Annotated in this window: 22 protein-coding genes; 15 read left to right on the top strand and 7 right to left on the bottom strand. The window is 66.7% G+C overall.

The genetic code is table 11. The annotated features are described in order from the left end of the window. Positions 1-2: 2 nt before the first annotated feature. The 3 genes from B7L05_RS07680 to B7L05_RS07670 are packed head-to-tail and all read left to right on the top strand — an operon-like array spanning position 3 to position 4,245. Positions 3-620 (top strand): DnaA ATPase domain-containing protein, encoded by a 618-nt coding sequence (locus B7L05_RS07680; protein WP_085809837.1) that lies wholly within the window; start codon positions 3-5, stop codon positions 618-620. Continuing rightward, positions 620-2,785: an RNA degradosome polyphosphate kinase gene (locus tag B7L05_RS07675; protein ID WP_085809684.1), complete on the top strand. Its 2,166-nt coding sequence runs from the start codon at positions 620-622 to the stop codon at positions 2,783-2,785. The genes B7L05_RS07680 and B7L05_RS07675 overlap by 1 nt, the downstream gene beginning before the upstream one ends. Before the next feature lie 5 nt (positions 2,786-2,790). Next, complete coding sequence (locus tag B7L05_RS07670; protein WP_256926653.1) at positions 2,791-4,245, top strand: Ppx/GppA family phosphatase; 1,455 nt, start codon at positions 2,791-2,793, stop codon at positions 4,243-4,245. 3 nt (positions 4,246-4,248) lie between these two features. Here B7L05_RS07670 and B7L05_RS07665 read toward each other — a convergent pair whose 3' ends face one another. Further along, positions 4,249-4,542, bottom strand: a complete 294-nt coding sequence (locus B7L05_RS07665) for an I78 family peptidase inhibitor (protein WP_085809682.1) — start codon at positions 4,540-4,542, stop codon at positions 4,249-4,251. After that, positions 4,539-5,714 (bottom strand): ribonuclease D, encoded by a 1,176-nt coding sequence (gene rnd / locus B7L05_RS07660; RefSeq protein ID WP_085809681.1) that lies wholly within the window; start codon positions 5,712-5,714, stop codon positions 4,539-4,541. Before rnd ends, B7L05_RS07665 begins: the two co-directional genes overlap by 4 nt. A gap of 170 nt (positions 5,715-5,884) precedes the next feature. Between rnd and aspS the strand changes: the two genes are divergently transcribed. The 3 genes from aspS to B7L05_RS07645 all read left to right on the top strand — a co-directional run bounded on the left by aspS (position 5,885) and on the right by B7L05_RS07645 (position 9,664). Then, a complete protein-coding gene (aspS, locus tag B7L05_RS07655; protein ID WP_085809680.1) occupies positions 5,885-7,708 on the top strand; it encodes an aspartate--tRNA ligase in 1,824 nt (607 codons plus the stop codon). Positions 7,709-7,751: 43 nt separating this feature from the next. Beyond that, positions 7,752-8,231 (top strand): DUF892 family protein, encoded by a 480-nt coding sequence (locus B7L05_RS07650; protein WP_085809679.1) that lies wholly within the window; start codon positions 7,752-7,754, stop codon positions 8,229-8,231. Positions 8,232-8,296: 65 nt separating this feature from the next. Beyond that, on the top strand, positions 8,297-9,664 hold the full coding sequence (locus tag B7L05_RS07645) for an APC family permease (RefSeq protein ID WP_256926652.1): 1,368 nt from the start codon (positions 8,297-8,299) through the stop codon (positions 9,662-9,664). A gap of 6 nt (positions 9,665-9,670) precedes the next feature. Here B7L05_RS07645 and B7L05_RS07640 read toward each other — a convergent pair whose 3' ends face one another. Further along, complete coding sequence (locus B7L05_RS07640; RefSeq protein ID WP_085809678.1) at positions 9,671-10,300, bottom strand: carbonic anhydrase; 630 nt, start codon at positions 10,298-10,300, stop codon at positions 9,671-9,673. A 53-nt stretch (positions 10,301-10,353) separates the two neighbouring features. On the opposite strand from B7L05_RS07640, the gene lipA reads away from it, so the two are divergent. Further along, the gene (gene lipA / locus B7L05_RS07635; RefSeq protein WP_085809677.1) at positions 10,354-11,274 is read left to right on the top strand and encodes a lipoyl synthase; all 921 of its coding nucleotides are present in this window, start codon (positions 10,354-10,356) and stop codon (positions 11,272-11,274) included. Then, a complete protein-coding gene (locus B7L05_RS07630; protein WP_085809676.1) occupies positions 11,261-11,734 on the top strand; it encodes a type II toxin-antitoxin system RatA family toxin in 474 nt (157 codons plus the stop codon). Before lipA ends, B7L05_RS07630 begins: the two co-directional genes overlap by 14 nt. Here B7L05_RS07630 and B7L05_RS07625 read toward each other — a convergent pair. The 3 genes from B7L05_RS07625 to B7L05_RS07615 are packed head-to-tail and all read right to left on the bottom strand — an operon-like array spanning position 11,680 to position 13,846. After that, positions 11,680-12,198: a CinA family protein gene (locus B7L05_RS07625; protein WP_085809675.1), complete on the bottom strand. Its 519-nt coding sequence runs from the start codon at positions 12,196-12,198 to the stop codon at positions 11,680-11,682. The genes B7L05_RS07630 and B7L05_RS07625 overlap by 55 nt on opposite strands. After that, complete coding sequence (locus tag B7L05_RS07620) at positions 12,195-12,725, bottom strand: hypothetical protein (protein WP_085809674.1); 531 nt, start codon at positions 12,723-12,725, stop codon at positions 12,195-12,197. Before B7L05_RS07620 ends, B7L05_RS07625 begins: the two co-directional genes overlap by 4 nt. Next, entirely contained in the window at positions 12,722-13,846 is a 1,125-nt protein-coding gene (locus B7L05_RS07615) for a bifunctional 2-C-methyl-D-erythritol 4-phosphate cytidylyltransferase/2-C-methyl-D-erythritol 2,4-cyclodiphosphate synthase (protein ID WP_085809673.1), read from the bottom strand. Before B7L05_RS07615 ends, B7L05_RS07620 begins: the two co-directional genes overlap by 4 nt. An 80-nt stretch (positions 13,847-13,926) precedes the next feature. On the opposite strand from B7L05_RS07615, the gene dusB reads away from it, so the two are divergent. From dusB to hflX, 7 genes are all read left to right on the top strand, one after another. Beyond that, on the top strand, positions 13,927-14,925 hold the full coding sequence (gene dusB, locus B7L05_RS07610) for a tRNA dihydrouridine synthase DusB (RefSeq protein ID WP_085809672.1): 999 nt from the start codon (positions 13,927-13,929) through the stop codon (positions 14,923-14,925). Next, positions 14,925-15,983 (top strand): nitrogen regulation protein NR(II), encoded by a 1,059-nt coding sequence (locus tag B7L05_RS07605; RefSeq protein ID WP_144037174.1) that lies wholly within the window; start codon positions 14,925-14,927, stop codon positions 15,981-15,983. Before dusB ends, B7L05_RS07605 begins: the two co-directional genes overlap by 1 nt. Further along, positions 15,980-17,416: a nitrogen regulation protein NR(I) gene (gene ntrC, locus B7L05_RS07600; protein ID WP_085809670.1), complete on the top strand. Its 1,437-nt coding sequence runs from the start codon at positions 15,980-15,982 to the stop codon at positions 17,414-17,416. Before B7L05_RS07605 ends, ntrC begins: the two co-directional genes overlap by 4 nt. A gap of 61 nt (positions 17,417-17,477) precedes the next feature. Next, entirely contained in the window at positions 17,478-19,715 is a 2,238-nt protein-coding gene (locus B7L05_RS07595) for an ATP-binding protein (protein ID WP_085809669.1), read from the top strand. 2 nt (positions 19,716-19,717) lie between these two features. Further along, the gene (locus tag B7L05_RS07590; protein ID WP_085809668.1) at positions 19,718-21,088 is read left to right on the top strand and encodes a sigma-54 dependent transcriptional regulator; all 1,371 of its coding nucleotides are present in this window, start codon (positions 19,718-19,720) and stop codon (positions 21,086-21,088) included. Then, positions 21,084-21,704 (top strand): RNA chaperone Hfq, encoded by a 621-nt coding sequence (gene hfq, locus B7L05_RS07585; RefSeq protein WP_375601251.1) that lies wholly within the window; start codon positions 21,084-21,086, stop codon positions 21,702-21,704. The genes B7L05_RS07590 and hfq overlap by 5 nt, the downstream gene beginning before the upstream one ends. Further along, positions 21,701-23,017 carry a GTPase HflX gene (hflX, locus tag B7L05_RS07580; RefSeq protein WP_085809666.1) on the top strand — a complete coding sequence of 439 codons (1,317 nt, stop codon included), beginning with the start codon at positions 21,701-21,703 and terminating at the stop codon, positions 23,015-23,017. Before hfq ends, hflX begins: the two co-directional genes overlap by 4 nt. Here hflX and mazG read toward each other — a convergent pair. Continuing rightward, positions 23,014-23,784 carry a nucleoside triphosphate pyrophosphohydrolase gene (gene mazG / locus B7L05_RS07575; RefSeq protein WP_085809665.1) on the bottom strand — a complete coding sequence of 257 codons (771 nt, stop codon included), beginning with the start codon at positions 23,782-23,784 and terminating at the stop codon, positions 23,014-23,016. The two genes, hflX and mazG, sit on opposite strands and share 4 nt — an antisense overlap. Positions 23,785-23,816: the final 32 nt, after the last annotated feature.

Below are 23,816 nucleotides of genomic sequence, written 5' to 3'. Positions count from 1 at the left end.
CGATGAGGCAGATCGCGCTGCCGCTGACCTGGCCCGCGGATCCGCGCGACGACGCTTTCGTCGTCAACCCGTCGAACGCCAAGGCGGTGCACATGATCGAGCATTGGGCGACGTGGCCCGTGCGCGCGGCACTGCTCGTCGGCCCGCGCAAGTCGGGGCGCAGTCTGCTCGGGCGGATCTTCGCGGCCAAAAGCGGCGGGACGATCATCGACGATGCCGAACGCCGACCCGAGTCTGAGCTGTTCCACGCCTGGAATCGCGCGCAGGAACAGCGCCGCCCCTTGCTGATGGTCGCGGAGGCGGCGCCGCCGCAATGGCCAGTCGCACTTCCCGACCTCAGATCGCGGCTCGCGGCGACGCCGGTCGCGGCGATCGAGCCGCCCGACGATGCGCTCGTTGCAGCGCTATTCGAGCGCGAGTTCGCGCGCCGCGGTCTGGACGCCAGACCAGACCTGATCGATTGGCTGACGACGCGGATCGAACGCAGTCACGTGGCCGTCATGCGAACCGTCGATGCACTCGATCAGGAGGTGATGGAACGTCGCAAGCGGCTGTCCATTCCTCTGGCACGGATGACGCTGGCGAGTGCGGCGTTGATCCCCCCTCTGCCGGAGCCCTGATGACCCGATCCGTCCGCCAAGCCCGACTCGATAGCGACGACGATCCGTTCGAGGAGCGCGGCGCGGGGCGCTATTTCAATCGCGAGCTGTCATGGCTCGCCTTCAACCGCCGGGTGCTTGAGGAAGCGTGCAACACGGCGCATCCGCTGCTCGAGCGGCTCCGCTTCTTGTCGATCTCAGGATCGAACCTCGACGAATTCTTCATGGTCCGCGTCGCCGGCCTTAAAGGCCAGCAGTTGCAGGATGTTGAGGCACGCTCTGCCGATGGCTTGACACCATCGCAGCAGCTCGCGCCGATTACCGATGCGGCGGATGAGTTGCTGGCGTCGCAAGAGGGCGTGTGGCGCGACATCCGCGTGGCGCTGGCCGAGGCAGGAATTCAGGTGCTGGGATCAAGCCAGATCGACGGCGCACTGTCCGCCGATGAGATCGCGTGGCTTCAGACGCATTTTCGCGAGCAGCTGTTCCCGGTCTTGACCCCGCAGGCGCTCGACCCCGCGCATCCCTTCCCCTTCATGCCCAATAAGGGGCTGGCGGTGATGTTCGATCTTGTCCGCACAACGGACGGGGAGCCGATCCGCGAACTGGTGATGGTGCCCGCCGGCATGGCGCGGTTCGTGCGCCTGCCGGGGACCAACGCGCGGTACGTCGCGGTCGAATCGGTGATCAAGCGTTTCTCCGACATCCTCTTTCCCGGCTATCGCATCGAGGGCGCCGCCGAATTCCGCGTGTTGCGCGACAGCGACATCGAGATCGAGGAAGAGGCCGAAGATCTGGTCCGCTACTTCGCCAATGCGATCAAGCGCCGGCGCCGCGGCCGCGTGATCCGGCTGGAGCTCGAGATCGGCATGCCCGACTCGCTCGCGACCGAGCTGCGCGACGAGCTCGGCGAGCAGGCGCTGATCACCGAGAGCGGATCGTTCCTGGGCATCGGCGATCTCGATCAGATCGTCGAGGAGGACCGCCCGGATCTGAAGTTCGTGCCGTTCACGCCGCGGTTTCCCGAGCGTGTGCGCGAGTTCGGCGGTGATTGCTTTGCGGCAATCCGCGCCAAGGACATCATCGTCCACCATCCGTATGAGACGTTCGACGTGGTGCTTGCCTTCCTAAAGCAGGCGGCGAATGATCCCGACGTCGTCGCGATCAAGCAGACGCTGTACCGCGCGGGCAAGCAATCAGCGGTGATCAACGCGCTGATCCAGGCGGCCGAGGCGGGCAAGTCTGTGACCGCTGTCGTCGAGTTGAAGGCGCGGTTCGACGAGGAGCAGAATCTGTTTTGGGCGTCGGCGCTGGAACGCGCCGGTGTGCAGGTCGTCTACGGCTTCATCGACTGGAAGACGCACGCCAAAGTATCGATGATCGTTCGGCGCGAGGCAGGGCAGTTCCGTACCTACTGCCATTTCGGGACGGGCAATTATCATCCCGTGACGGCCAAGATCTACACCGATCTCAGTTTTTTCACCGCCAATCCTGTTCTCGGACGCGATGCGGCGCGGATGTTCAATTACATCACCGGCTATGTCGAGCCGGACGACATGGAGCGCGTCGTCCTGTCGCCGCGCTCGCTGCGCACCCGCCTGCTTGACGAGATCGACGCGGAGATCGCGCACGCCCGCGCCGGTCGCCCGGCGACGATCTGGGCCAAGATGAACAGCCTGGTCGATCCGGCGGTGATCGAGAAGCTGTACGAGGCGAGCGCCGCCGGCGTGCAGATCGATCTGATCATCCGCGGCATATGCTGTTTGCGTCCGCGCCTTCCCGGCCTGTCCGAGAACATTCGCGTGAAATCGATCGTCGGGCGCTTCCTGGAGCACAGCCGCATCGCCGTCTTCGGCAACGGGGCAGCGCTGCCTAATGACGATGCGCACGTCTACATCTCATCGGCCGACTGGATGCCGCGCAATTTCGACCGCCGCGTGGAATATTTGCTGCCGCTCGACACTGGTGCGGTGCACGATCAGGTGCTTGACCAGGTCATGGTGGCGAACCTTATCGATAATGAGCAGAGCTGGGATCTCGACGCTCAAGGCTCCTACACACGTCAAGAAGCTGGCGACAAGCCCTTCAACCTCCACCGTTATTTCATGACCAACCCGTCGCTGTCGGGCCGCGGCGCGGCACTAGCCGACGGCGGCGAGGTACCGACGCTGACGCTGCGGGATTGAGGCGCGTGGATACCCCCCGCACCGCGATTATCGACATTGGCTCCAACTCGATCCGCCTCGTCGTGTATCAAGGGCCGCGCCGTTTGCCGGCGATCCTGTTCAACGAGAAGGTTCTCGCCGGGCTTGGTCGAAGTCTTGCGCAGACGGGTAGCATCGACGAGCAGGCGCTGGCACTCGCCACCACCGCGCTGACCCGCTTCGCCGCCCTCGCGCGCGAGATGGACTGCCACGAGGTACGGACCGTCGCGACCGCGGCGGTGCGCGATGCGAGCAACGGCAGCGTCCTGATCGAGCGCGCAGCCGCAGCCGGGCTCGATGTGGAATTGCTGTCGGGCGAGGACGAGGCCTATGCCGCAGGCCACGGCGTGCTCTCCGCCATTCCCGATGCGGACGGGATCGTTGGCGATCTCGGCGGGGGCAGTCTGGAGCTCGTTCGCGTCGCGAACGGCGCGGTTCATCAGCACGCTTCCTTTCCGTTCGGGGTGCTACGGCTGGCGGCGCTTAAAGCGAAGGGCGGGTTCGATCGGCGCATCGCCAAAGCACTGAGCGACGCAGGGTGGTCTGGCGCCGGTGTCGAGCGCCCGCTCTATCTCGTCGGCGGCTCGTGGCGCTCGCTCGCCCGTGTAGACATGTATGATTGTCACTATCCGCTCCCGATCCTGCACGGCTATCGTATGTCACGCGCGCGAATCGATAGCCTGCGTGCGCGGCTGGCCGATGCCGACAAGGCGTCGCTTCGCGTAATTCCGCACCTGTCCAGCGGACGCATTCCGACGCTGTCCGCCGGCGCGGACATCCTCGCAGCGATCCTGCCAGTGCTCGGCGCGACCGAGACGATCGTGTCAGCGTTCGGGCTTCGCGAGGGGTTGTTGCACCGACGGCTTTCTTTCGAAGAGGCGGCGCAGGATCCGCTCATCGTCGCCACGCGCGAGGAAGGGCGCTTGCTTGGCCGTTTCCCCGAACACGGTGACCTCATCGACCGCTGGATCGCACCGCTGTTTGCCAACGATGCGCCAAGCGATGCGCGTTTGCGCCAGGCGGCCAGCCTGCTTGCGGACACGAGCTGGCGCGCGAACCCGGAGTTTCGCGTCGAACTCGGGATCGAAACCGCGCTTCACGGCAACTGGGTCGGCGTCGATGCCCGCGGTCGCGCGATGATGGCTGTGGCGCTCGCCGCAAGCCTTGGCGCACAATCGCCTTATCCTGCGCCGCTACCGCACCTGGCTTCCGAGGCGGACCTGGCCCGTGCCACCGGCTGGGGCTTGGCAATCCGCCTGGCGCAGCGCCTGTCCGGCGGCGTGGCGGCCCCGCTCAAGCGGACGACGTTGGCCCGCCGCGCCGACGCGATCGAGCTGCGCTGGGATCGCGAGGATCGCGCACTTGCCGGAGAAGCAGTGGAGAAGCGTTTGAAAGCGCTAGGCATTGCGCTCGGCCTGCCGGCGCGCGTGACGGCAGCGTAAGCCTCAGCCGCAGGAGAGTTTGACGACCGTCCCCGCGGCATCGCTCTCAACGTTCAGCCGGTCGGCGCGATAGTCCATCGTCAGCATCGCGCCGGTGGCGTAGCGGCGGACGAGCGCCGCGCCGGTTTGGCGCTTCACCTGCGCATCGACGATCGCGGCGGCGGGCGTGCCGACGAGCGATTGCACGGCTGCGGCGTCGCAGGTCGCCGGAGCCGGTGCAGGTGGCGGGGACGAGGGTGTGCCTGAAGCGGTGGCGCAGCCGGCCAGCGCCGTCGCCAGGATCAGAATGCGCTTCATGCCAATCGCTCCGTCCGTGTCATGGTCAGCTTGCCGCCGCTGACCGCGAAGGCCAGCCGCCCCTCGACAAGGTCGAGTGCATCGCGGCCGAACTGATCGAACCGCCAACCCCCGAGGATCGCGAGATCACCCCGCTGGCCCGCCGCCAGCGCCTCGAGCTCCTCGCCGCGCGCGAGCAGCCGCGGCGCGACGTCGATGTCGCGCGCACGAATTTTGAGCAGCAACTTGAGCAGATCGGCGACCAACGCGCCTTCCTTGCCAAGCCCGGGCTTGCGATCGTCGCGCGGCGGCATCTCCTCGGTGGAGAGCGGCGCAGCACCCTCGATCGCGGTCATCAGCCGCTTGCCGATGTCGTTGCTCGCCCATGTCGTGGAAAGCCCGCGCACCTTGGCGAGATCGGCCTGGCGCTTGGGCGGATGGCCCGCGAGATCGGCGATCGTCTCGTCCTTGACGATGCGGCCGCGCGGCAAATCCTTCGATCGCGCCTCGAGTTCGCGCCACTTGGCGATCGCCTTTAGCCGGCCGAGTACGTCGGCGCGCCGACCGGAGATGCGCACGCGCTTCCACGCGAGATCGGGATCGTTGGCGTAATTGGCCGGATCGCCCAGCCGCTCCATTTCCTGATCGAGCCACGCGCCGCGGCCCGTCTTCTTCAGCCGTTCCAGCATGCGCGGGAAGATCTTCGACAGATGCGTAACGTCGCCGATCGCGTAATCGACCTGCCGATCGTCAAGCGGGCGGCGCGACCAGTCGGTGAAGCGCGCGCCTTTGTCGATCTGGATGCCGAGCCAGCTGTCGACCAGATTGGAATACCCGATCTGCTCGCCTTGCCCCAGTGCCATCGCGGCAACCTGCGTGTCGAACAGCGGATAGGGCGTCTTACCGGTCAGGTTGTAGATTATCTCGAGGTCCTGCCCGCCGGCGTGGAAGACCTTCAGAACCTCGTCATTCTCGGTCAGAAGATCGAGCAGCGGCTTCATGTCGAGCCCGGGCGCCTTGGGATCGATCGCCGCCGCTTCCTCGGTATCGGCGATCTGGATCAGGCACAGTTCGGGCCAATAGGTATTCTCGCGCATGAATTCGGTGTCGACGCAGACGAAGGGTGCGTCGGCGAGGCGGGCACAGAGATTGGCGAGTGTCGCGCTGTCGGTGATGAGCGGGTGTACGTGCATAAGCGCCGGCCCATAGCCGCGCGGGCGCGGGTTGACAAAGAGGGGGCGGGAGGGGAGGGCGCGAGCCATCCAAAACCTACCGTCCTGGCTACGGCCAGGGCTCAGTATCGGGCCATCCCGCCGCTGGACCCCGGCCCCGTCGCCGAGGTGGTGCTTGTGAGATGACATACATGCACGCCTATCGTTCGCACACCTGCGCCCAGCTCGACGCCGATCACGTTGGCGCGGACGTCCGCCTGTCCGGCTGGGTTCATCGCAAGCGCGACCATGGCGGCGTGCTGTTCGTCGATCTGCGCGACCACTACGGAATCACCCAGATCGTCGCCGACAGCGATTCGCCCGCGCTCCCGCTACTCGAAAGCTTGCGCGTCGAATCGGTAGTGACGATCGATGGGACGGTGAAGGCGCGCTCTGAAGCGACGGTGAACCCGAACCTCGCGACCGGCGAGATCGAGGTGTTCGCGCGTGGAGCGACGGTACAGAGCCACGCGCAGGAACTGCCGATGCCCGTCGCCGGTGAGCAGGATTATCCAGAGGATATCCGACTGCGCTACCGCTTCCTCGATCTGCGTCGCGAGAAGCTGCACGCCAACATCATGCTGCGGTCCAAGGTGATCTCGTCGATCCGCAGCCGCATGGTCGACCAGGGCTTCACCGAGTTCCAGACGCCGATTTTGACCGCCTCGTCGCCCGAGGGCGCGCGCGATTATCTGGTTCCCAGCCGGGTTCATCCGGGCAAGTTCTACGCGCTCCCACAGGCGCCGCAGATGTTCAAGCAGCTGCTGATGGTCGCCGGCTTCGACCGGTATTTCCAGATCGCGCCCTGCTTCCGCGACGAGGACGCGCGCGCCGACCGCTCGCCCGGTGAATTCTACCAGCTCGATTTCGAGATGAGCTACGTCACGCAGGACGACGTTTTCGCCGCGATCGAGCCAGTGTTGCACGGCGTGTTCGAGGAGTTCGCCAACTGGCAGAACAAGCGGCGCACCGTCAGCCCGCTGCCGTTCAAGCGCATTCCGTATCGTGAATCGATGCTGAAATACGGGAACGACAAGCCCGATCTGCGCAACCCGATCCTGATTTCCGACGTATCGGAACAGTTCGTCGGGTCGGGCTTCGGCCGGTTCGCCTCGATCGTCGAGGCGGGCGACGTGGTGCGTGCCATCCCGGCGCCCGCGACCGCCGAGAAGAGCCGCAAATTCTTCGACGACATGAATGCCTGGGCGCAGGGCGAGGGCTTCGCCGGGCTCGGCTATGCGACGCGCAAGGGTGGCGAGTGGGGCGGGCCGATCGCCAAGAACCACGGCGAGGAAAAGATGAACGCGCTCGCTGATGCGCTCGGCCTCGGCCCTGACGACGGCGTGTTCTTCGCCGCGGGCAAGGAAGCGCAGGCGGCGAAGCTCGCGGGCCTCGCGCGTACCCGCGTCGCCGAGCAGCTCGGTATCATCGACAAGAACCGGTTCGAATTCTGCTGGATCGTGGACTTCCCGATGTTCGAATATGACGAGGACGCCAAGAAGGTCGATTTCAGCCACAATCCCTTCTCGATGCCACAGGGCGAGATGGAAGCGCTGGAGAGCAAGGATCCGCTCGATATCCTCGCCTATCAGTACGACATCGTCTGCAACGGCATCGAACTGTCTTCGGGTGCGATCCGTAACCATCGCCCGGAAATCATGTACAAGGCGTTCGAGATCGCCGGCTACAGCCAGCAGGACGTCGACACCAACTTCGCTGGCATGATCAACGCTTTCAAATATGGCGCGCCGCCGCACGGCGGATCGGCGCCGGGTATCGATCGCATCGTCATGCTGCTCGCCGACGAGCCGAACATCCGCGAGGTGATCGTGTTCCCGATGACGCAGAAGGCGGAGGACCTGATGATGGGGGCGCCGAACTTCGCGACAGCCAAGCAGCTGCGCGAACTAAATATCCGCGTCACCGCCGATACGGGCAAGGACATCACGGCGTCTGTCGCGCCCGACGCGGGGTGAGGCGCACGCCGGAACCTCGCGGCGGCAGGCGCGCTGATCGTAGATGACGCTTACCGCTTCGCGCGCTGCGCTGCTCCACGTCGCTCTGCAGGATCTACGCGCCGGCAAGTCGCTGCTGATCGACCGTTTGCCCAACCTCGCGGATGCCGCGACCGACCCTGGCTTGCGCGATACGATCGAACGCGATCGCGCCAACGCGCGCCAGCACGCCGCGCGGCTCGACGATCTGGCGGACCTTGCCCGTCCGCCGTCGAACCTGTGGATGGCCGGTATCCTGGATGATGCCGATCGTGACGCGCGAAGCCATCTGCCCGGCGCTATCCTCGATACCGCTCTGATCGGCGCATTGCGCAAGGCAAAGGCGGCAGAGATCGTCTCGATCGAAACCGCGCTGGCACTGGCTGGCAACGAAGCGCCCGACATGCTCGCCGCGCTTGGCGCCAACCATGCCCAGGATCGCGCGATCGAGCATCGGCTTGCGTGGCTGCTCACCACCGTATGCGGCCCGGTTCCCGTCAACTAGCGTCCGTCGATTAACCATGTCATCACGCCGCCGGGGCTAGGGGGGTTGTGATGCTAGAAGATCGGATGCAGCCCGCGTCCCCGACGCCGCTTGCGCGCAGCCTAGGCGTGGCCGGCGTGCTGTTCCTGACGCTGTCGGTCACCACGCCGGCCTCCTCGGTCTTCGTCATCGTACCGGGGATGCTTCAGGTCGCCGGAACGGGCGCGATCTGGGCGACGCTGATCGCCGCGGTCGTCTGCGTCGCGACGGCGTATATATACGCCGAACTGTCGTCCGCCTGGCCGGTGGCGGGCGGCGAATATGTGATGGTCGCGCAGACGCTCGGGCCGCTCGCGGGGTTCGTGATGCTCGGCATCAACGTGTTCAACAACCTCATCTTTCTTCCGGTCGCCGGGCTCGGCATCCGCGAGGTTCTGGCGGGCGTGATCCCTGGCCTGCCGCAGGTGCCAACCGCGATCGCCGTCGTCGGCGCGTGCACGCTGATCGGCCTGCTCAACATCCGCATCAACGCGATCGTCACCGGCGCCTTTCTGCTGATCGAGATCGCGGCGCTGTTCGCCGTCACCGCCTTCGGCTTGGTCGAGGCGGGCGCCAATCCGCTCGGCTTCCTCACCAATCCGCAGATGCTCGGCGCCGGCGGCGCACTGGTTCCGGCATCGCTCACCTCGATCGGTGTCGCCGCGTCGATCGCAATCTTTGCCTTCAACGGCTACGGCGCGGCCGTCTACTTCGGCGAAGAAATGCACGAGGCGCCGCACCGTATCGCGCGCTCGATCCTGTGGGCGCTCGTCTGGACGCTGCTCCTCGAGGGCGTGCCGCTGCTCGCCGCGCTGATGGGCGCAGTCGATCTGCCCGCCGTACTCGCCTCGTCAAACCCATTCGGCGAACTGGCGACGCGCGTCGGCGGGGAGCGTGCGGGACAGCTGATCGCGTTCGGCGTGGCGCTCGCGATCGTCAACGCGATCATTGCCTGGGTGCTGGCCTGCGCGCGCTTCTTCTACGGCACGGCGCGCGACGGTTCGTGGGGACGCCCGTTCGATGCGTGGATGCTGGCAATCCATCCGCGCTGGCAGAGCCCGTGGATCGGCACGCTGATGGTCGGTGGAGTCGGCATGCTGCTTTGCTTCCTGCCGCTCCGACTGCTCGAAGTGTGGAGCGGGGCGGGGCTGATCGCGATCTACGCCGGTATTGCCGTCGCGGCGATCGTCGGCCGACGCAAAGGCACGACCGGCCATGCGCGCTACCGCATGCCGCTCTATCCGCTTGCGCCGATCGTCACGCTGATCGCTCTGGCGCTGATCACCTGGGCGACGTGGTTCGATCTCGAGGAGGGGCGCCCGGCGATCATCGCCACGCTCGTGCAGATCGCGATCGCCGCGGGTTATTACCTGCTGGTGCTACGCCCGCGGCGCTGGACCGCAATCATCCCCTGATCCGCGTCAGGCCGGTGCGAACTCGCCGCGCTCGTCCATCACGTACAGCACGCCTTCCTTGATCGAGAACCACGCGCCGCGCAGCGTCAGCGTGCCCGCCGCCTCCGCTTCACGTACGAAGGGGAAGGTGCGTAGGTTGGCGACGCTGACGCGAACCGTCTCGAGCTCGAGCGCGCGGATCGCCTCGTCACCTTCGCCGTGCTCGGCGACGATCCGGTCGCGCGCGCCGTCAAGCAGGTCGATCCAGTGCGCGATGAATCCCCCTTCGCCGGGCGCAGCATCACCGAACCGCTGCGTCAGCGCCGCATGGACGCCGCCGCACATGCCGTGGCCCATCACGACGACCTCGGGGACCTTGAGCTGGGTTACGGCGAATTCGAGCGCTGCCGACACGCCGTGCCGTCCTCCACCCGTCTCGAACGGCGGCACGAGGTTCGCGACGTTGCGCACGACGAAGATCTCACCCGGCGACGTGTCGAAGACCGTCGCGGGATCGGTGCGGCTGTCGGAACAGGCAATCACCATCACCTTGGGCGATTGGCCTTCGGCCAGTGAAGCCCAGCGATCGCGCTCCTCGGCCCAGCCGTGCGCGCGGAAGCGGCCGTAGCCGGCGATCAGGTCGGTAAAGACGGTCATCGATCCTCCGTGACGTTGTTTCACACGGCCGTAGTCGCTATCTCGCCGCGGTCATGAACGACCTCACTACGCTCGCGCGGCCAGAACGGATCCGCAAGCCCGATTGGATCCGCGTCAAGGCGCCGACGTCGGTCGGCTTCGCCGAGACCAAGCAGCTGATGCGCCGGCTCAACCTCGCCACCGTGTGCGAGGAGGCGGCGTGCCCGAATATCGGCGAGTGCTGGACGAAGAAGCACGCCACGGTGATGATCCTGGGCGACACGTGTACGCGTGCCTGCGCGTTCTGCAATGTGAAGACGGGCATGCCACGCGCGGTGGACCCGCTCGAGCCCGAACACGTCGCGGTGGCCGCGGCCGAACTCGGGCTGCAACACATCGTCATCACCTCGGTCGATCGCGACGATCTGCCGGACGGCGGTGCATCGCAATTCGTCAAGGTGATCGAGGCGCTTCGCCGCAACACCCCCGCGACGACAATCGAGATTTTGACGCCCGATTTCCGCAACAAGGCGCAGGCTGCGGTCGAGTCGATCGTCGAAGCGCGACCTGACGTGTACAACCACAATCTCGAGACAGTCCCGCGGCTCTATCCGACGATTCGTCCCGGTGCGCGCTATTACGCCTCGCTGCGCCTGCTGGAGAGCGTCAAGCGTCACGATCCGTCGATCTTCACCAAGTCCGGCGTGATGCTCGGACTTGGCGAGGAGCGGCTCGAGGTACACCAGGTGATGGATGACATGCGCTCGGCCGACATCGATTTCCTGACGATGGGCCAGTATCTGCAACCGACCCCGCGCCACGCCAAGGTGATGGAATTCGTCGCACCGAAGGCGTTCAACGCCTATGCCGCGATCGCGCGCGCCAAAGGGTTCCTGCTTGTCGCCGCCTCGCCGCTGACGCGATCGAGCTATCACGCCGGCGACGATTTCGCGCGGATGAAGGCGGCACGCGAGGCGCAGCTTGCCAAAGCATAGCGAGACGCGGCGGATGCCGTATTCCGCCGAGCAGATGTTCGACCTCGTCGCGGATGTTAAGGCATATCCCAAGTTCCTGCCGTGGGTGATCGCGATGCGCGTTCGCAAGGACGAGCCGACCGAGACGCTTGCGGACATGATCGTAGGCTTCAAGGGATTGCGCGAGACGTTCACTTCGCGCGTCGAGAAGGACGCGTCCGAGCGAATTCACGTCGATTACGTCGACGGGCCGCTAAAATATCTGCGTAACGACTGGCGCTTCCGCGCCGACGGAGAAGGGTGCTTGGTCGACTTCAGCGTCGACTTTCAGTTCAAGAATCGGATGTTCGAGATGCTGGCAGGACAAGTCTTCACCATGGCGTTGCGCAAGATGATCGGCGCGTTCGAGGATCGCGCGCGCGCGCTTTACGGCAGCGGCTCGACAGGCATCAGCAGTTCGAGCGCACACAACGCCGCCTGAAGCCTGATCCCGGCGCGGCCGAGATCGCCGAACTGACGCCGATCGGCAACGACGTCGGCCGGGTTGCCGCCTCTCTCCGCGCGGGCGAAGACGACGGTACCGACGGGTTTCTTCTCGCTGCCGCCGCCCGGGCCCGCGATGCCGGTGATCGCGACTGCGACATCGGCGTTGGTCGCCTCAAGAGCGCCCTGCGCCATGCTCCACGCTACCGCGATCGAGACCGCGCCGAACGTTTCCACGACATCGGTAGAGACGCGCAGCAGCGCGTGCTTCGCCTCGTTCGAATAACTGACGATCGAAGCTTCGAGGACGTCCGACGACCCCGCGACTTCGGTCAGCGCCGCGGCGACCAGCCCCCCGGTACAGCTCTCTGCGATCGCGACTCGTCGCCCGGCGGCGCGGTTCGCGGTGATGACGCGCTCAGCCGCCGCCACGAGCTCGGCAGGAAGAAGACTGTCGCTCATCGGCGCCCCGCGGCGCAGACCGGCAGATCGGGCAGGTCGGCGACGACCGCCTTGCCGCGCGCCTTCTCCGCCTTGAGATGCTGCAGGCCAGCGACGACGACGCCGGCGACGTTCCGCGGCGGCAGCGGCGCGAGCAGCGTCACGATGCGGTCGATCGTTGGGCAGTCGCTCGGCTGTATACGCCCCACGATCTGCGGCGCGAGGATTGCGGTGATCAGCGGGCGCGCATAGTCGGACTGGAGCAGCAGCATCGACACGCGGGGGTCGCTGAGCTTTGCGATCGCGCCCTGCGCGGCGGGCCACGCCCGGTCGGCCTCCGCCTGATATTTCGCCAAGAACGCGCCCGACGTCTGCCGGACGATGCTGCCGGCGGGGAGCGCGGTGCAGACGCGACCCGTCTCGAGGATGACGTCGGGGAGGGCCACTAGCGTGATCGCCTCCGCCTCGCCCGTCGTCAGGCACGGCGTCTGCGCCATCGCCTGCGTTGGGAGGAGCAGCGCAGCGGCGAGCGCGGCTAGGCGCCTCATGCGAAACTTCCTGGCAGGCGGACGGTCGCCGCCGCCTGCGCCGCAATGCCTTCGCCGCGACCGGTGAAGCCGAGCCGCTCTGTCGTCGTCGCTTTCACACTGACGCGATCGGTCGAGAGCGCAAGAAGTTCCGCGATCCGCGCCTGGATCGCGCCGCGATGCGGGCCGATCTTGGGCGCCTCGCAGATCAGCGTCAGGTCGACGAAGGTGATCTGGCCGCCGCGCGCGCGCACCAGATCGGCGGCGTGGCGCAGGAATTGTCCCGATTCGGCGCCGCGCCACTGCGGATCGCTTGGCGGAAAGTGCTGGCCGATGTCGCCGGCTGCGATCGTGCCGAGCAGGGCGTCGGTGAGCGCATGGAGTGCGACGTCGGCGTCGCTGTGCCCGCTCAGCCCCTGATGGTGCGGGATCAGCACGCCACCCAGCCACAGCTCTTCACCGTCTTCGAGCCGGTGCACGTCGAAGCCCGTCGCCGTGCGCGTGTCCCATCCGATCCGCGCCTCGGCCAAGGCGATGTCTCCGGCATAGGTGACCTTCTCGAGCATCGCATCGCCCTGCACCAGCGCGATCGATCCGCCAAGCGCTCGTACAAGTTGCGCGTCGTCGGTCGCCATCGCGTCATGACCGGTCGCGTGCGCACGTACCAGCGCCGGGAAGCGGAACGCCTGCGGCGTCTGCACGCGCGAGACGCCCTCGCGCGGCACCGCGCTGCCATCCGCGGCGACCAGCGTGTCCGCGACCGGCAGGACGGGGATCGCGCCCTCGGCGGTGTCGAGCGCGGCAAGCAGCCGGTCGATCACCACTGCCGGCACGAACGGACGCGCCGCGTCGTGCACCAAGATGCGATCGACTTGCCCGACCTCGGCAATCGCGCGCCGCACGGTATCGGCACGTGTTTCGCCGCCGATGACGAAGCGGGCGTTCGGCAGCGCCTGCGCGAACAGATCTTCCTGGCCCGAGGCGATCGCGACGATCACCTCGTCGATCACCGGATGTGCGGCGAGCGCCTCATAGCTCCACGCGATCATCGGACGGCCGGCCAGCAGGGCATATTGCTTGGGGACGTTGCCGCCCGCCCGCTCACCACGGCCTGCGGCGACAATCAACGCGACGTGTCTCATCGCGCGCGCCCTAGCGCTATCGCACCGGCCTTGCCAGCGCCCGGCGCGCGCGGTATCTGCCTCTTTTTCAGGCAACACCCATGCGCATGCTCGCTCCCGTACAGATCGGACCAGTGCGGATCGACGAACCCGTCGTGCTCGCGCCGATGACCGGCGTGACCGACCAGCCGTTCCGCGTCCTCGTTCGGCGCTACGGCTCGGGGCTCAACGTCACCGAGATGATCGCGAGCCAAGCGGCGATCCGCGAGACGCGTCAGTCGATCCAGAAGGCCGCGTGGCACTTGTCCGAAGAGCCGGTGTCGATGCAGCTGGTCGGCTGCACGCCGTATGAGATGGCGGAGGCCGCGAAGCTCGCCGAGGACAAGGGCGCGGCGATCGTCGACATCAACATGGGTTGTCCAGTACGCAAGGTGACGAGCGGCGACGCCGGATCAGCGCTGATGCGCGATCTGAAGAACGCGGCCGCGATCATCGATGCGGTGGTGCAGGCCGTTAAGGCGCCGGTCACTGTCAAGATGCGCATGGGCTGGTGCAACGACAGCCTCAACGCGCCCGAACTCGCGCGCATCGCCGAAGATCTGGGCGCGCGGATGATTACCGTGCACGGGCGCACGCGCAATCAGATGTACAAGGGGTCGGCGGACTGGCGTTTCGTAGCGTCGGTGAAGGCCGCCGTCAGCGTGCCGGTGATCGTCAATGGCGACATCTGCTCGATCGAGGATGCGCGCGCCGCGCTCGATCAATCGGGCGCGGACGGGGTAATGATCGGACGCGGCGCCTACGGTCGGCCGTGGCTGCTCGGCCAGGTGATGGATGCGCTTGCCGGGCGGACCCCCCGATCAGATCCGTCGCTGGACGAGCAATATCGCGTGATCACAGAGCATTACGACGCGATGCTCGATCATTATGGCACCGTCACCGGGGTCAATATGGCGCGCAAGCACATCGGCTGGTACACCAAGGGGCTGATCGGGTCGGCCGAGTTTCGCAACGCGGTGAACCAGGAGCCCGATGCGCGACGCGTCAAGGCGATGCTCGCCGACTTCTACGCCCCGTGGCGCAGCCGCGAGGCTGCGTGATGCTGGCGCGGCGGGGGCCAGAGCCGGCGGAACTGCTGGCCGCGCTGCCGGTCGCGGTGATGGTCGTCGATGCGGACGGACGGATCGCGCAGGCGAATGCCGAGTGCGAGCTGATGCTCAACCTATCGGAACGCGCGATGCGCGGGCGCTCGATCGGCGATGTCCTGCCACTGCCCGATGAAGCCGCGATCCGAGAGGGGCGGGCGTTCACGGCGTTCGATCTCGCGCTCGAAACCTCGCGCGGGCTGCGCATCCGGGTGGACTTGGCCGCCGTCGAGCTCGTCGATCATCCCGGCTGGCGCGCGATCACGCTGCACCATGCGGCGAATTCGCGGCGGCTCGGCCATTCCGCCGACCGGGCAGCGGCGGCGCGCTCGGCTGTCGGCGCGGCGGCGATGCTGGCGCACGAGATCAAGAATCCGTTGTCGAGCATCCGCGGGGCGGCGCAGCTCATCGCCGACGGCGCCGAACCGGGCGATCTCACCACGCTCGTCATCGACGAAGTCGATCGCGTGACCGCGCTGATCGATCGAATGGAAGATTTCACCGACACGCGCCCGCTGACGGTCGAGCCGCTCAACATCTATCCACTGCTGGCACACGTGCGCGATGCCGCACTTGCCGGTTTCGCGCGCGGGATCGACATCCAGGAGCGCTTCGATCCGTCGTTGCCGCGCGCGCTGGCCAACCGCGACGCGCTGCTCCAGGTGCTCATCAACCTGATGAAGAACGCCGCCACCGCGCTTGGCCAGCGCGGCGAGCGGCGGATCACGCTGACCACGTCGTACCGCCACGGCATGGCGGTCGCCCCCGGACCCGGCCGTCCCCGCTCGCCGTTGCCGATCGAGATCTGCGTCGTCGACACCGGCCCTGGCGCACCCGAAGACATCGCCGAACATCTGTTCGACCCCTTCGTTTCGAGCCGACCGGAGGGGAAGGGGCTCGGGCTCGCGCTGGTCGACAAGCTGGTGCGCGACATGGGCGGCATCGTGCAATATTCGCGTGAGGGGACGCCGAACGAGACGGTGTTCCGCATCCTGCTGCCGCGCGCCTCGTGACGACGGGCGACGTCCTGCTCGTCGATGACGACGTCGCGATCCGCACCGTCATCGCGCACGCGCTGCGCCGCGCCGGGCATAGCGTGCGTACGGCAGCGAGCCTTACCGATTTTGAGCGCGAGATACGGCAGGCAACGCCCGACGTCCTGCTGACCGATGTCGTGCTTCCCGATGGCGACGGCATCGACATCGCGGCGCGCATGGCGGCCGAGCTGCCGCAGCTGCCGGTCATCGTGCTGTCTGCCCGCAATACGCTCACTACCGCGGTGCGCGCGAATGAGGCAGGCGCCTATGATTATCTGCCAAAGCCGTTCGATCTCGAGACGCTGACGCGAACCGTCGCAGCCGCACTGCAGCGCGCGGCCGCGGCACAGCCGGCGGCGGAGCTGGACGACGATCCCGCACTGCCGCTGATCGGTCGCTCGCCAGCGATGCAGGAGGTGTATCGCGTCGTCGCGCGCGTGGTGTCGAACGATTTGACGGTGCTGGTGGCGGGCGAGTCGGGAACGGGCAAGGAACTCGTCGCGCGCGCGATCCACGATCTCGGACCCCGCCGCGCGGCGCCGTTCGTCGCGATCAACATGGCGGCGATCCCGCGCGATCTGATCGAGGCGGAACTGTTCGGCCACGAGCGCGGCGCCTTCACCGGGGCGGCGCAGCGGGCGGCGGGGCGCTTTGAGCAGGCAGCCGGAGGCACGCTGTTCCTCGATGAGATCGGCGACATGCCGATTGAGGCACAGACGCGGCTGCTGCGCGTGCTTCAGTCGGGCGAATTCACGACGGTCGGCGGCGTACGCACGATCCGCGCCGATGTTCGCATCGTCGCGGCGACCAACCGCGATCTGATGACGGCGGTGGCGAGCGGCCACTTCCGTGAGGATCTGTTCTATCGCCTCAACGTCGTGCCGATCACGCTGCCGTCGCTGCGGGAGCGACGCGGCGACATCGCGATGCTCGCGCGGCACTTCCTTGATCGCGCGGCGGAGGCCGGACTGCCGCGCAAGACGCTCGATAACGGAGCGATCGAGCTTCTCGAGCAGCACGACTGGCCGGGCAACGTGCGCCAGCTCGAAAACTTGATGCGCCGCCTTGCCGCGCTATCGCGCGACGATCGCATCGCCGCGGGCGAGATCGCGCAGATGCTTGGCGATGGGGCGGCATCAACCGCGCAGCCTACCGATATCGCGATCGACACTGCGGTGCGCGCGTTCGTCGACCGGCTGGCGAGATCGGAGCCTGCGGCGCTCGACGACGGCACGCTCTACGATCGCCTTCTCGCCGAGGTCGAGCGGCCCCTGATAGAGGCGATGCTGGCGCGCCATGGCGGCAATCAGCTGCGCGCTGCGCGCGCGATCGGCCTCAACCGCAACACGCTGCGCAAGCGGCTCGACACATTGGGGATCGATCCGATCGCACGGCAGGCTGTCCGCTAGGGACGGCGAACGACGTAATTATGTGTTTTCGCTGCAACACCTTTGTTGTAAAGCGATCTCGATGAACGCCGGTACGGCACCAGCCACCGCCTTTTCGCTGCCGGCGCGCCGTTTCTCCGTGACGCCGCTGATCGAACTCGCCGTCCTTCTTGCGGCGGTAGCGGTCGCGATCGGCACCTATGTGGTGGTGAGCCATACCGGACGTCCAGAGGGGCTGATCTCACCGGGCGTCGTCGCGCTGCTGCTCATCGCCAACCTTGTTCCCGGCGTGGCGCTGATGATGCTGCTCGGCCGCCGCATCGCGCGCCGCCGCGCCGCCAATTCGCCCGTCGGCGGGGAAGGGCGATTACATGTCCGCCTCGTCGCCTTGTTCTCGGTCGTCGCCGCGGTCCCGATGGTACTGGTGACGATCGCCGCCTCGTTGCTGTTCCAGTATGGCGTGCAATTCTGGTATTCGGATCGCGCGCGCGGCGTGTTCGAGAATGCCACCACACTGACGCGCGCGTCGTACAATCAGATCCTGCAGCGCTGGGAAGAGGCGACGGTGACGATGGCGACCGACGTGTCGCGCGAGCTGCAGGACCGCCCGATCGACGATCCGCGCTTCGGCGCCTTCCTATTCCAGCAGACCTATTTCCGCAGCCTCTCCGAAGCGCTGCTGTTCCAGATGTCGCCACGCGGCGAGTTGCAGACGCTGGCGTTCGTCAATCCGTACGATCTCGATCTCGCGCGGCAGGTGTCGGCCGACGCGGTCGGGCAATTGCGACGCGGGCAGCGCAGCGTCGTGACCGTGACCGGCGATCGCATCCAGACGGTGACGCAGCTGCCCGGCTCGACGCGTGTCTATCTCTATGCCGCGCGCGTCACCGATCCCAAGGAAATGACGACGCAGACCGAGCGCGCCGAGGCAGCGCTGGCGAATTATCGCGCGCTGCTGGCGCGCGCGCGCGTGCTCCAGATTCGCTTCAACGCCGCGCTGCTGCTGCTCTCGCTGCTGATCGTCGGCGTTGCCGTATGGATCGCGCTTGCGGTGGCCGACCGGCTGGTGCGGCCGGTGGGCGAGTTGGTCGACGCCGCGCGGCGCGTCGAGCGCGGTGATCTTTCTGCGCGTGTTGCCGAGACGAAGGAGCGCGATGAGGTCGGCACGCTGGCGAACACCTTCAATCGCATGACCGAGCGGCTGGAGGAGCAGAATACTGCGCTCGTTACCGCCAATGCGCAGCTCGACAGCCGCCGTGCACTGATCGAGGCGGTCATGTCGGGGGTGTCGGCAGGCGTCATCTCGATCGCGCCCGACCGCACCATCCGCCTCATCAACAGTTCGGCCGAGACGCTGCTCGCGCTGCCCGAACCGCCGGTCGGCAAACCGCTCGCGACGGTCGCCCCAGAGCTCGCCGCGCTGCTCGACGGCGCCGCACGCGAGGCGATCGTGCAGATCTCTGCCGGCGGCGAGGCGCGAACGCTTGCCGTGCGGATCGCGCGGGACGGCACCGGACCGATCCTGACCTTCGACGACATCACGCAGCAATTGCTCGACCAGCGCCGCGCCGCCTGGTCCGACGTCGCGCGCCGTATTGCGCACGAGATCAAGAACCCGCTCACCCCGATCCAGCTCGCCGCCGAGCGCCTGCAACGGCGCTACGGAAGCAAGGTAGAGGCGGGCGACACGACTTTCGCCCGGCTAACCGAGACGATCATCCGCCAGGTCGGCGATTTGCGCCGCATGGTCGACGAATTCTCCTCTTTTGCGCGCATGCCCAAGCCCGTGTTTCGCGAAGAATCACTGGTGGATATCGCCCGCAACACCGTGTTTCTCCACGAAGTGGCGCACGCCGGCGTGCGTTTCTCAATCGTTCACGACGATCCTGGCCCGACCTTGGTCTGCGATCGCCGCCAGATCGGCCAAGCGCTGACCAACATCGTCAAGAACGCCGTCGAGGCGATTGAGGCGACCGGGAGCAGCAACGGCGCGGTGACGATGACGATCGCGGAGGAGGGTGCGCGCGCGATCGTGACCGTCGCCGACACTGGGGTTGGCCTGCCGGTGGAACGCGACCGGATTGTCGAGCCGTATATGACGACGCGCGCGCGCGGCACGGGACTCGGGCTCGCGATCGTCAAGAAGATTGTCGAAGAACATTGCGGAACGATCACCTTTGCCGACCGTCCGGAAGGGGGGACGCTGGTGACGATGGCCTTCGACATGGCGATGCTCGCCGCGCTCGACGGGCGCGATGACAATCACGCCGACGGCGACGGTGGGGGGATCGCCGCACTCACTCGCAATCGGACTGCATAATCATGGCGCTAGATATTCTCGTCGTCGACGACGAGCTCGACATCCGCGAACTCGTCTCGGGCGTGCTCGAGGACGAGGGATATGACACGCGCACCGCGGCGGACAGCGACGCGGCGCTCGCCGCGATCGCCGAGCGCCGGCCGAGTCTCGTGCTGCTCGATGTGTGGCTGCAAGGATCGCGGCTCGACGGGCTTGAGCTACTCGCAGAGATCAAGCGCCGCGATCCGTCGGTGGCGGTGCTCGTCATTTCGGGGCACGGTAACCTTGACACCGCGGTCGCCGCGATCCGGCAGGGCGCGGCGGATTTCATCGAGAAGCCGTTCCAGGCCGAGCGCCTGCTTCTGATGGTCGAGCGCGCGACCGAAACCGAGCGACTACGCCGCGAGGTGGCGAGCCTGCGCGCCTCGAGCGGGCGCGACACAGATCTCACTGGAAGCTCGAGCGCGATCAACGGCGTGCGCGCGACGCTGAAGCGCGTCGCCGCGACGGGCAGCCGCGTGATGATCAACGGCCCCGCCGGGGTCGGCAAGGAAGTCGCGGCGCGACTGCTGCACGGCTGGAGCCAGCGCGCGACGGCGCCGTTCGTGATCGTGAGCGCCGCGAACATGACGCCCGAGCGTGTCGAGGAGGAATTGTTCGGCGTGGAGGAGGGGGGGGACCTCGTTCGCCCCGGCCTGCTCGAACAGGCGCACGGCGGCACGCTGTTCCTCGACGAGATCGCCGACATGCCAATCACCACGCAGGGGCGTATCCTTCGCGTGCTGACGGATCAGAGCTTCACTCGCGTCGGCGGCACGCGCGTCGTTAAGGTCGACGTGCGGGTCGTGTCGGCGACGGGGCGCGATCTGACGCACGAGATCGCCGAGGGGCGGTTCCGCGAGGACCTGTACTATCGCCTCAATGTCGTGCCGGTCACGATCCCCTCGCTCGCCGAGCGACGCGAGGACATCCCGCCGATGGTCGAGCATTTCGTCGCGCACTACGCCGCCGACCGCCGCGTTCCGACGCCGGAAATCGCGGCGGACGCGATGGTGGCGCTGCAATCGTACGACTGGCCCGGCAACGTGCGCCAGCTGCGCAACGTCGTCGAGCGCACGATCATCCTGGCGCCGGGCGATCGCATCGGTCGGATCGACATCGATCTGCTGCCCGCCGAGGTGCTGGGCGATCAGCAGAGCGGGGGGGGCGGCAACGCGATCATGGGCGCGCCGCTGCGCGAGGCACGCGAATCGTTCGAGCGCGAGTATCTGAAGGTTCAGATTCGGCGCTTTTCGGGGAATATTTCGCGCACCGCCACCTTTATCGGAATGGAACGCTCGGCGCTGCACCGCAAGCTGAAGCTGCTTGGGATCACTGAAACGCGCGACGATTGAGGGTGCTGGACCGGGACGGTCCGGCTTCCTACATTGCGGTCGGCAGGCCGCAAGGGCCGCAATCCGACGCCGGGTACCGGCGCATCGCGGGGCAAACCCCGCCAAGAACGAAGGGCATCACGGCATGGCCGAAAAGCAAAGCTCGCTTCAGGATCTGTTCCTCAACGCACTGCGCAAATCGAAGACCCCCGTCACGCTGTTCCTGGTCAAGGGCGTCAAGCTCCAGGGCATCGTCACCTGGTTTGACAATTTCTCCGTCCTGCTGCGCCGCGACGGGCAGAGCCAGCTGATCTACAAGCACGCGATCTCGACGATCATGCCAGGCGCGCAGATCGATGTCGGCGCGATCGTCGATCAGCTCGGCGAGACGGGAAAGAAGCAGCCGCTGTTACAGGAAGTTTTCCTCAATGCGGTGCGCAAGTCCGATGATTCGGTCACCATGTTCCTCGTCAACGGTGTGATGCTGCAAGGCCAGATTGCCGCGTTCGATCTGTTCTGCATGCTGCTCCAGCGCGACGGCACTTCTCAGCTCGTCTACAAGCACGCGGTGTCGACGATTCAGCCGGCGCGGCCACTCAATCTCGCCGAAGAGACCAGCGGGTCGGACGAAGATTGACCCAGGGATTCGATCGCGACCGCGAGGAGTTCTCGCGCGGCGCACGCGCCGTTGTTGTCTTCCCCGACCTCGGCGGCTCGTCGCGCGACAATGACGCGCGGCTTGAAGAGACCGCCGGGCTTGCCGCGGCGATCGGCGTCGAGGTCGTCGAGCGGCAGGCGGTGCGCGTGCGTGCACCGCGCGCCGCGACGCTGATCGGCTCCGGGCAAGTCGAGCAGCTCGCGACGCTCGGGCGCCAGCACGAAGCCTCGCTGTTCGTGTTCGATGCATCGCTCTCGCCGATCCAGCAGCGCAATCTCGAGACCGCTCTGGAAGCGAAGGTGATCGATCGCACCGGGCTGATCCTCGAGATCTTCGGCGAGCGCGCGGCGACCGCCGAGGGCCGCTTGCAGGTTGAGCTCGCCCACCTCGATTATCAGGCCGGCCGCCTCGTGCGCAGCTGGACCCATCTCGAGCGGCAGCGTGGCGGTTTCGGCTTCCTCGGTGGCCCGGGCGAGACCCAAATCGAGGCCGATCGCCGCTTGATCCGTGATCGCATGGCGCGGCTGCGCCGGGAACTCGAGCAGGTGACGCGGACCCGCGGGCTTCACCGCGAGCGGCGCCAGCGCGCGCCGTGGCCGGTGATCGCGCTCGTCGGATACACCAATGCCGGCAAGTCGACGCTGTTCAACCGCGTGACCGGCGCCGACGTGATGGCTGAAAACCTCCTCTTCGCCACGCTTGATCCGACGCTGCGGCAGATCAGCCTGCCGGGCATCGACAAGGCGATCCTGTCGGACACCGTTGGCTTCGTCTCCGAACTGCCGACGCAGCTCGTCGCCGCGTTCAAGGCGACGCTCGAAGAGGTCGTCTCGGCGGATCTGCTGGTGCATGTCCGTGACGTCGCGCACCCCGACACGCTGGCGCAAAAGGCCGACGTCGAAGGCGTTCTCGCTGATCTCGGCCTTCCCGAGGGGACGCCGATGATCGAGGCGTGGAACAAGGTTGATCTGCTCGACCCCGCGGCGCATGACGAGATGATTGCCGAGGCGACCCGCCGCGAGGATGTCGTCGCCGTCTCGGCGCTCGGCGGGGAAGGGGTCGACACGCTGCTGCGGACGCTCGCCGATCGGCTGACCCAAGGGCATCGCCGCTACGCGCTGACGCTCGATACCGCTGACGGCGCCGCTGCCGCCTGGCTGCATCAGCATGGCGAGGTGATCGATCACAGCGTGGACGAGGCAGGGGCGCATTACGACGTGCGCCTGTCACCGGCGGATCATCGCCGCTTCGTCGAGCGCCACGGCGAGCAGCGCGACATCCACGGCGCTTAGTCGGCTTCGCGCTCGGCCTGCTTCGCGCGCAGCCACAGGGCCTCCTGCGCGGCGAGATCGCGACCGTCGATCGATCCGCCGGCAGCATCTTCCATCGCACGAAAGCGCCGCTCGAACTTGGCATTTGCGGCGCGCAATGCAGCCTCGGGATCAACGCCAAGATGGCGTGCCCAGTTCGTCACGGCGAACAGCAGATCGCCGACTTCTTCGGTCATGGCGGCAGCGCCGGAAGCGGTAGCAACTTCCGCTAGCTCCTCGTCGATCTTGGCGCGCGGGCCATCGGCGTCCGGCCAGTCGAAGCCGACGCGCGCCGCGCGCTTCTGGAGCTTCTCAGCGCGCATCAGCGCAGGCAGCCCGAGCGCAACGCCCGCCAGCGCGCTCGGATCGCTGCGAGCCGCGCGTTCCTCCGCCTTGATCGCTTCCCATAGATGATGCCCGCCGTCGGATGCTTCGCCGAAGATGTGCGGGTGGCGCCGTTCCATCTTGTCGCCGATCGCCGCTGCAACGTCGTCGAAGTCGAACGCACCCGCTTCCTCTGCGATACGACTGTGGAATACGACCTGGAGCAGCAGGTCACCAAGCTCGTCCTTCAGATCCGCCATGTTGCCACGCGCGCAGGCGTCGGCCACCTCAAATGCTTCCTCGATCGTGTAGGGCGCGATCGTCTGCACCGTCTGCTCTCGGTCCCACTCGCAGCCGTGCACCGGATCACGCAGCCGTACCATGATTTCGAGCAGACGGCTGAGGGGGGGCACCCGATCAGTCATACACTACGCCGATAATATATATTATGTTAAAT

Origin of the sequence: Sphingomonas sp. TZW2008 (assembly GCF_002117915.1) — a bacterium.
Lineage (GTDB): Bacteria > Pseudomonadota > Alphaproteobacteria > Sphingomonadales > Sphingomonadaceae > Sphingomonas.
Note: the sequence above shows the minus strand (reverse complement) of the source record. Positions and strands in the feature narration are given on the sequence as shown.

Excerpts from the sequence above, each read along its gene's own strand:
- B7L05_RS07680 (WP_085809837.1), top strand. The coding sequence starts at position 3 with ATGAGGCAGATCGCGCTGCCGCTGACCTGGCCCGCGGATCCGCGCGAC.
- B7L05_RS07675 (WP_085809684.1), top strand. The coding sequence starts at position 620 with ATGACCCGATCCGTCCGCCAAGCCCGACTCGATAGCGACGACGATCCG.
- B7L05_RS07665 (WP_085809682.1), bottom strand. The coding sequence starts at position 4,542 with ATGAAGCGCATTCTGATCCTGGCGACGGCGCTGGCCGGCTGCGCCACC.
- rnd (WP_085809681.1), bottom strand. The coding sequence starts at position 5,714 with ATGCACGTACACCCGCTCATCACCGACAGCGCGACACTCGCCAATCTC.
- aspS (WP_085809680.1), top strand. The coding sequence starts at position 5,885 with ATGCACGCCTATCGTTCGCACACCTGCGCCCAGCTCGACGCCGATCAC.
- B7L05_RS07650 (WP_085809679.1), top strand. The coding sequence starts at position 7,752 with ATGACGCTTACCGCTTCGCGCGCTGCGCTGCTCCACGTCGCTCTGCAG.
- B7L05_RS07645 (WP_256926652.1), top strand. The coding sequence starts at position 8,297 with ATGCAGCCCGCGTCCCCGACGCCGCTTGCGCGCAGCCTAGGCGTGGCC.
- B7L05_RS07640 (WP_085809678.1), bottom strand. The coding sequence starts at position 10,300 with ATGACCGTCTTTACCGACCTGATCGCCGGCTACGGCCGCTTCCGCGCG.
- lipA (WP_085809677.1), top strand. The coding sequence starts at position 10,354 with ATGAACGACCTCACTACGCTCGCGCGGCCAGAACGGATCCGCAAGCCC.
- B7L05_RS07625 (WP_085809675.1), bottom strand. The coding sequence starts at position 12,198 with ATGAGCGACAGTCTTCTTCCTGCCGAGCTCGTGGCGGCGGCTGAGCGC.
- B7L05_RS07620 (WP_085809674.1), bottom strand. The coding sequence starts at position 12,725 with ATGAGGCGCCTAGCCGCGCTCGCCGCTGCGCTGCTCCTCCCAACGCAG.
- B7L05_RS07615 (WP_085809673.1), bottom strand. The coding sequence starts at position 13,846 with ATGAGACACGTCGCGTTGATTGTCGCCGCAGGCCGTGGTGAGCGGGCG.
- dusB (WP_085809672.1), top strand. The coding sequence starts at position 13,927 with ATGCGCATGCTCGCTCCCGTACAGATCGGACCAGTGCGGATCGACGAA.
- B7L05_RS07605 (WP_144037174.1), top strand. The coding sequence starts at position 14,925 with ATGCTGGCGCGGCGGGGGCCAGAGCCGGCGGAACTGCTGGCCGCGCTG.
- B7L05_RS07595 (WP_085809669.1), top strand. The coding sequence starts at position 17,478 with ATGAACGCCGGTACGGCACCAGCCACCGCCTTTTCGCTGCCGGCGCGC.
- B7L05_RS07590 (WP_085809668.1), top strand. The coding sequence starts at position 19,718 with ATGGCGCTAGATATTCTCGTCGTCGACGACGAGCTCGACATCCGCGAA.
- mazG (WP_085809665.1), bottom strand. The coding sequence starts at position 23,784 with ATGACTGATCGGGTGCCCCCCCTCAGCCGTCTGCTCGAAATCATGGTA.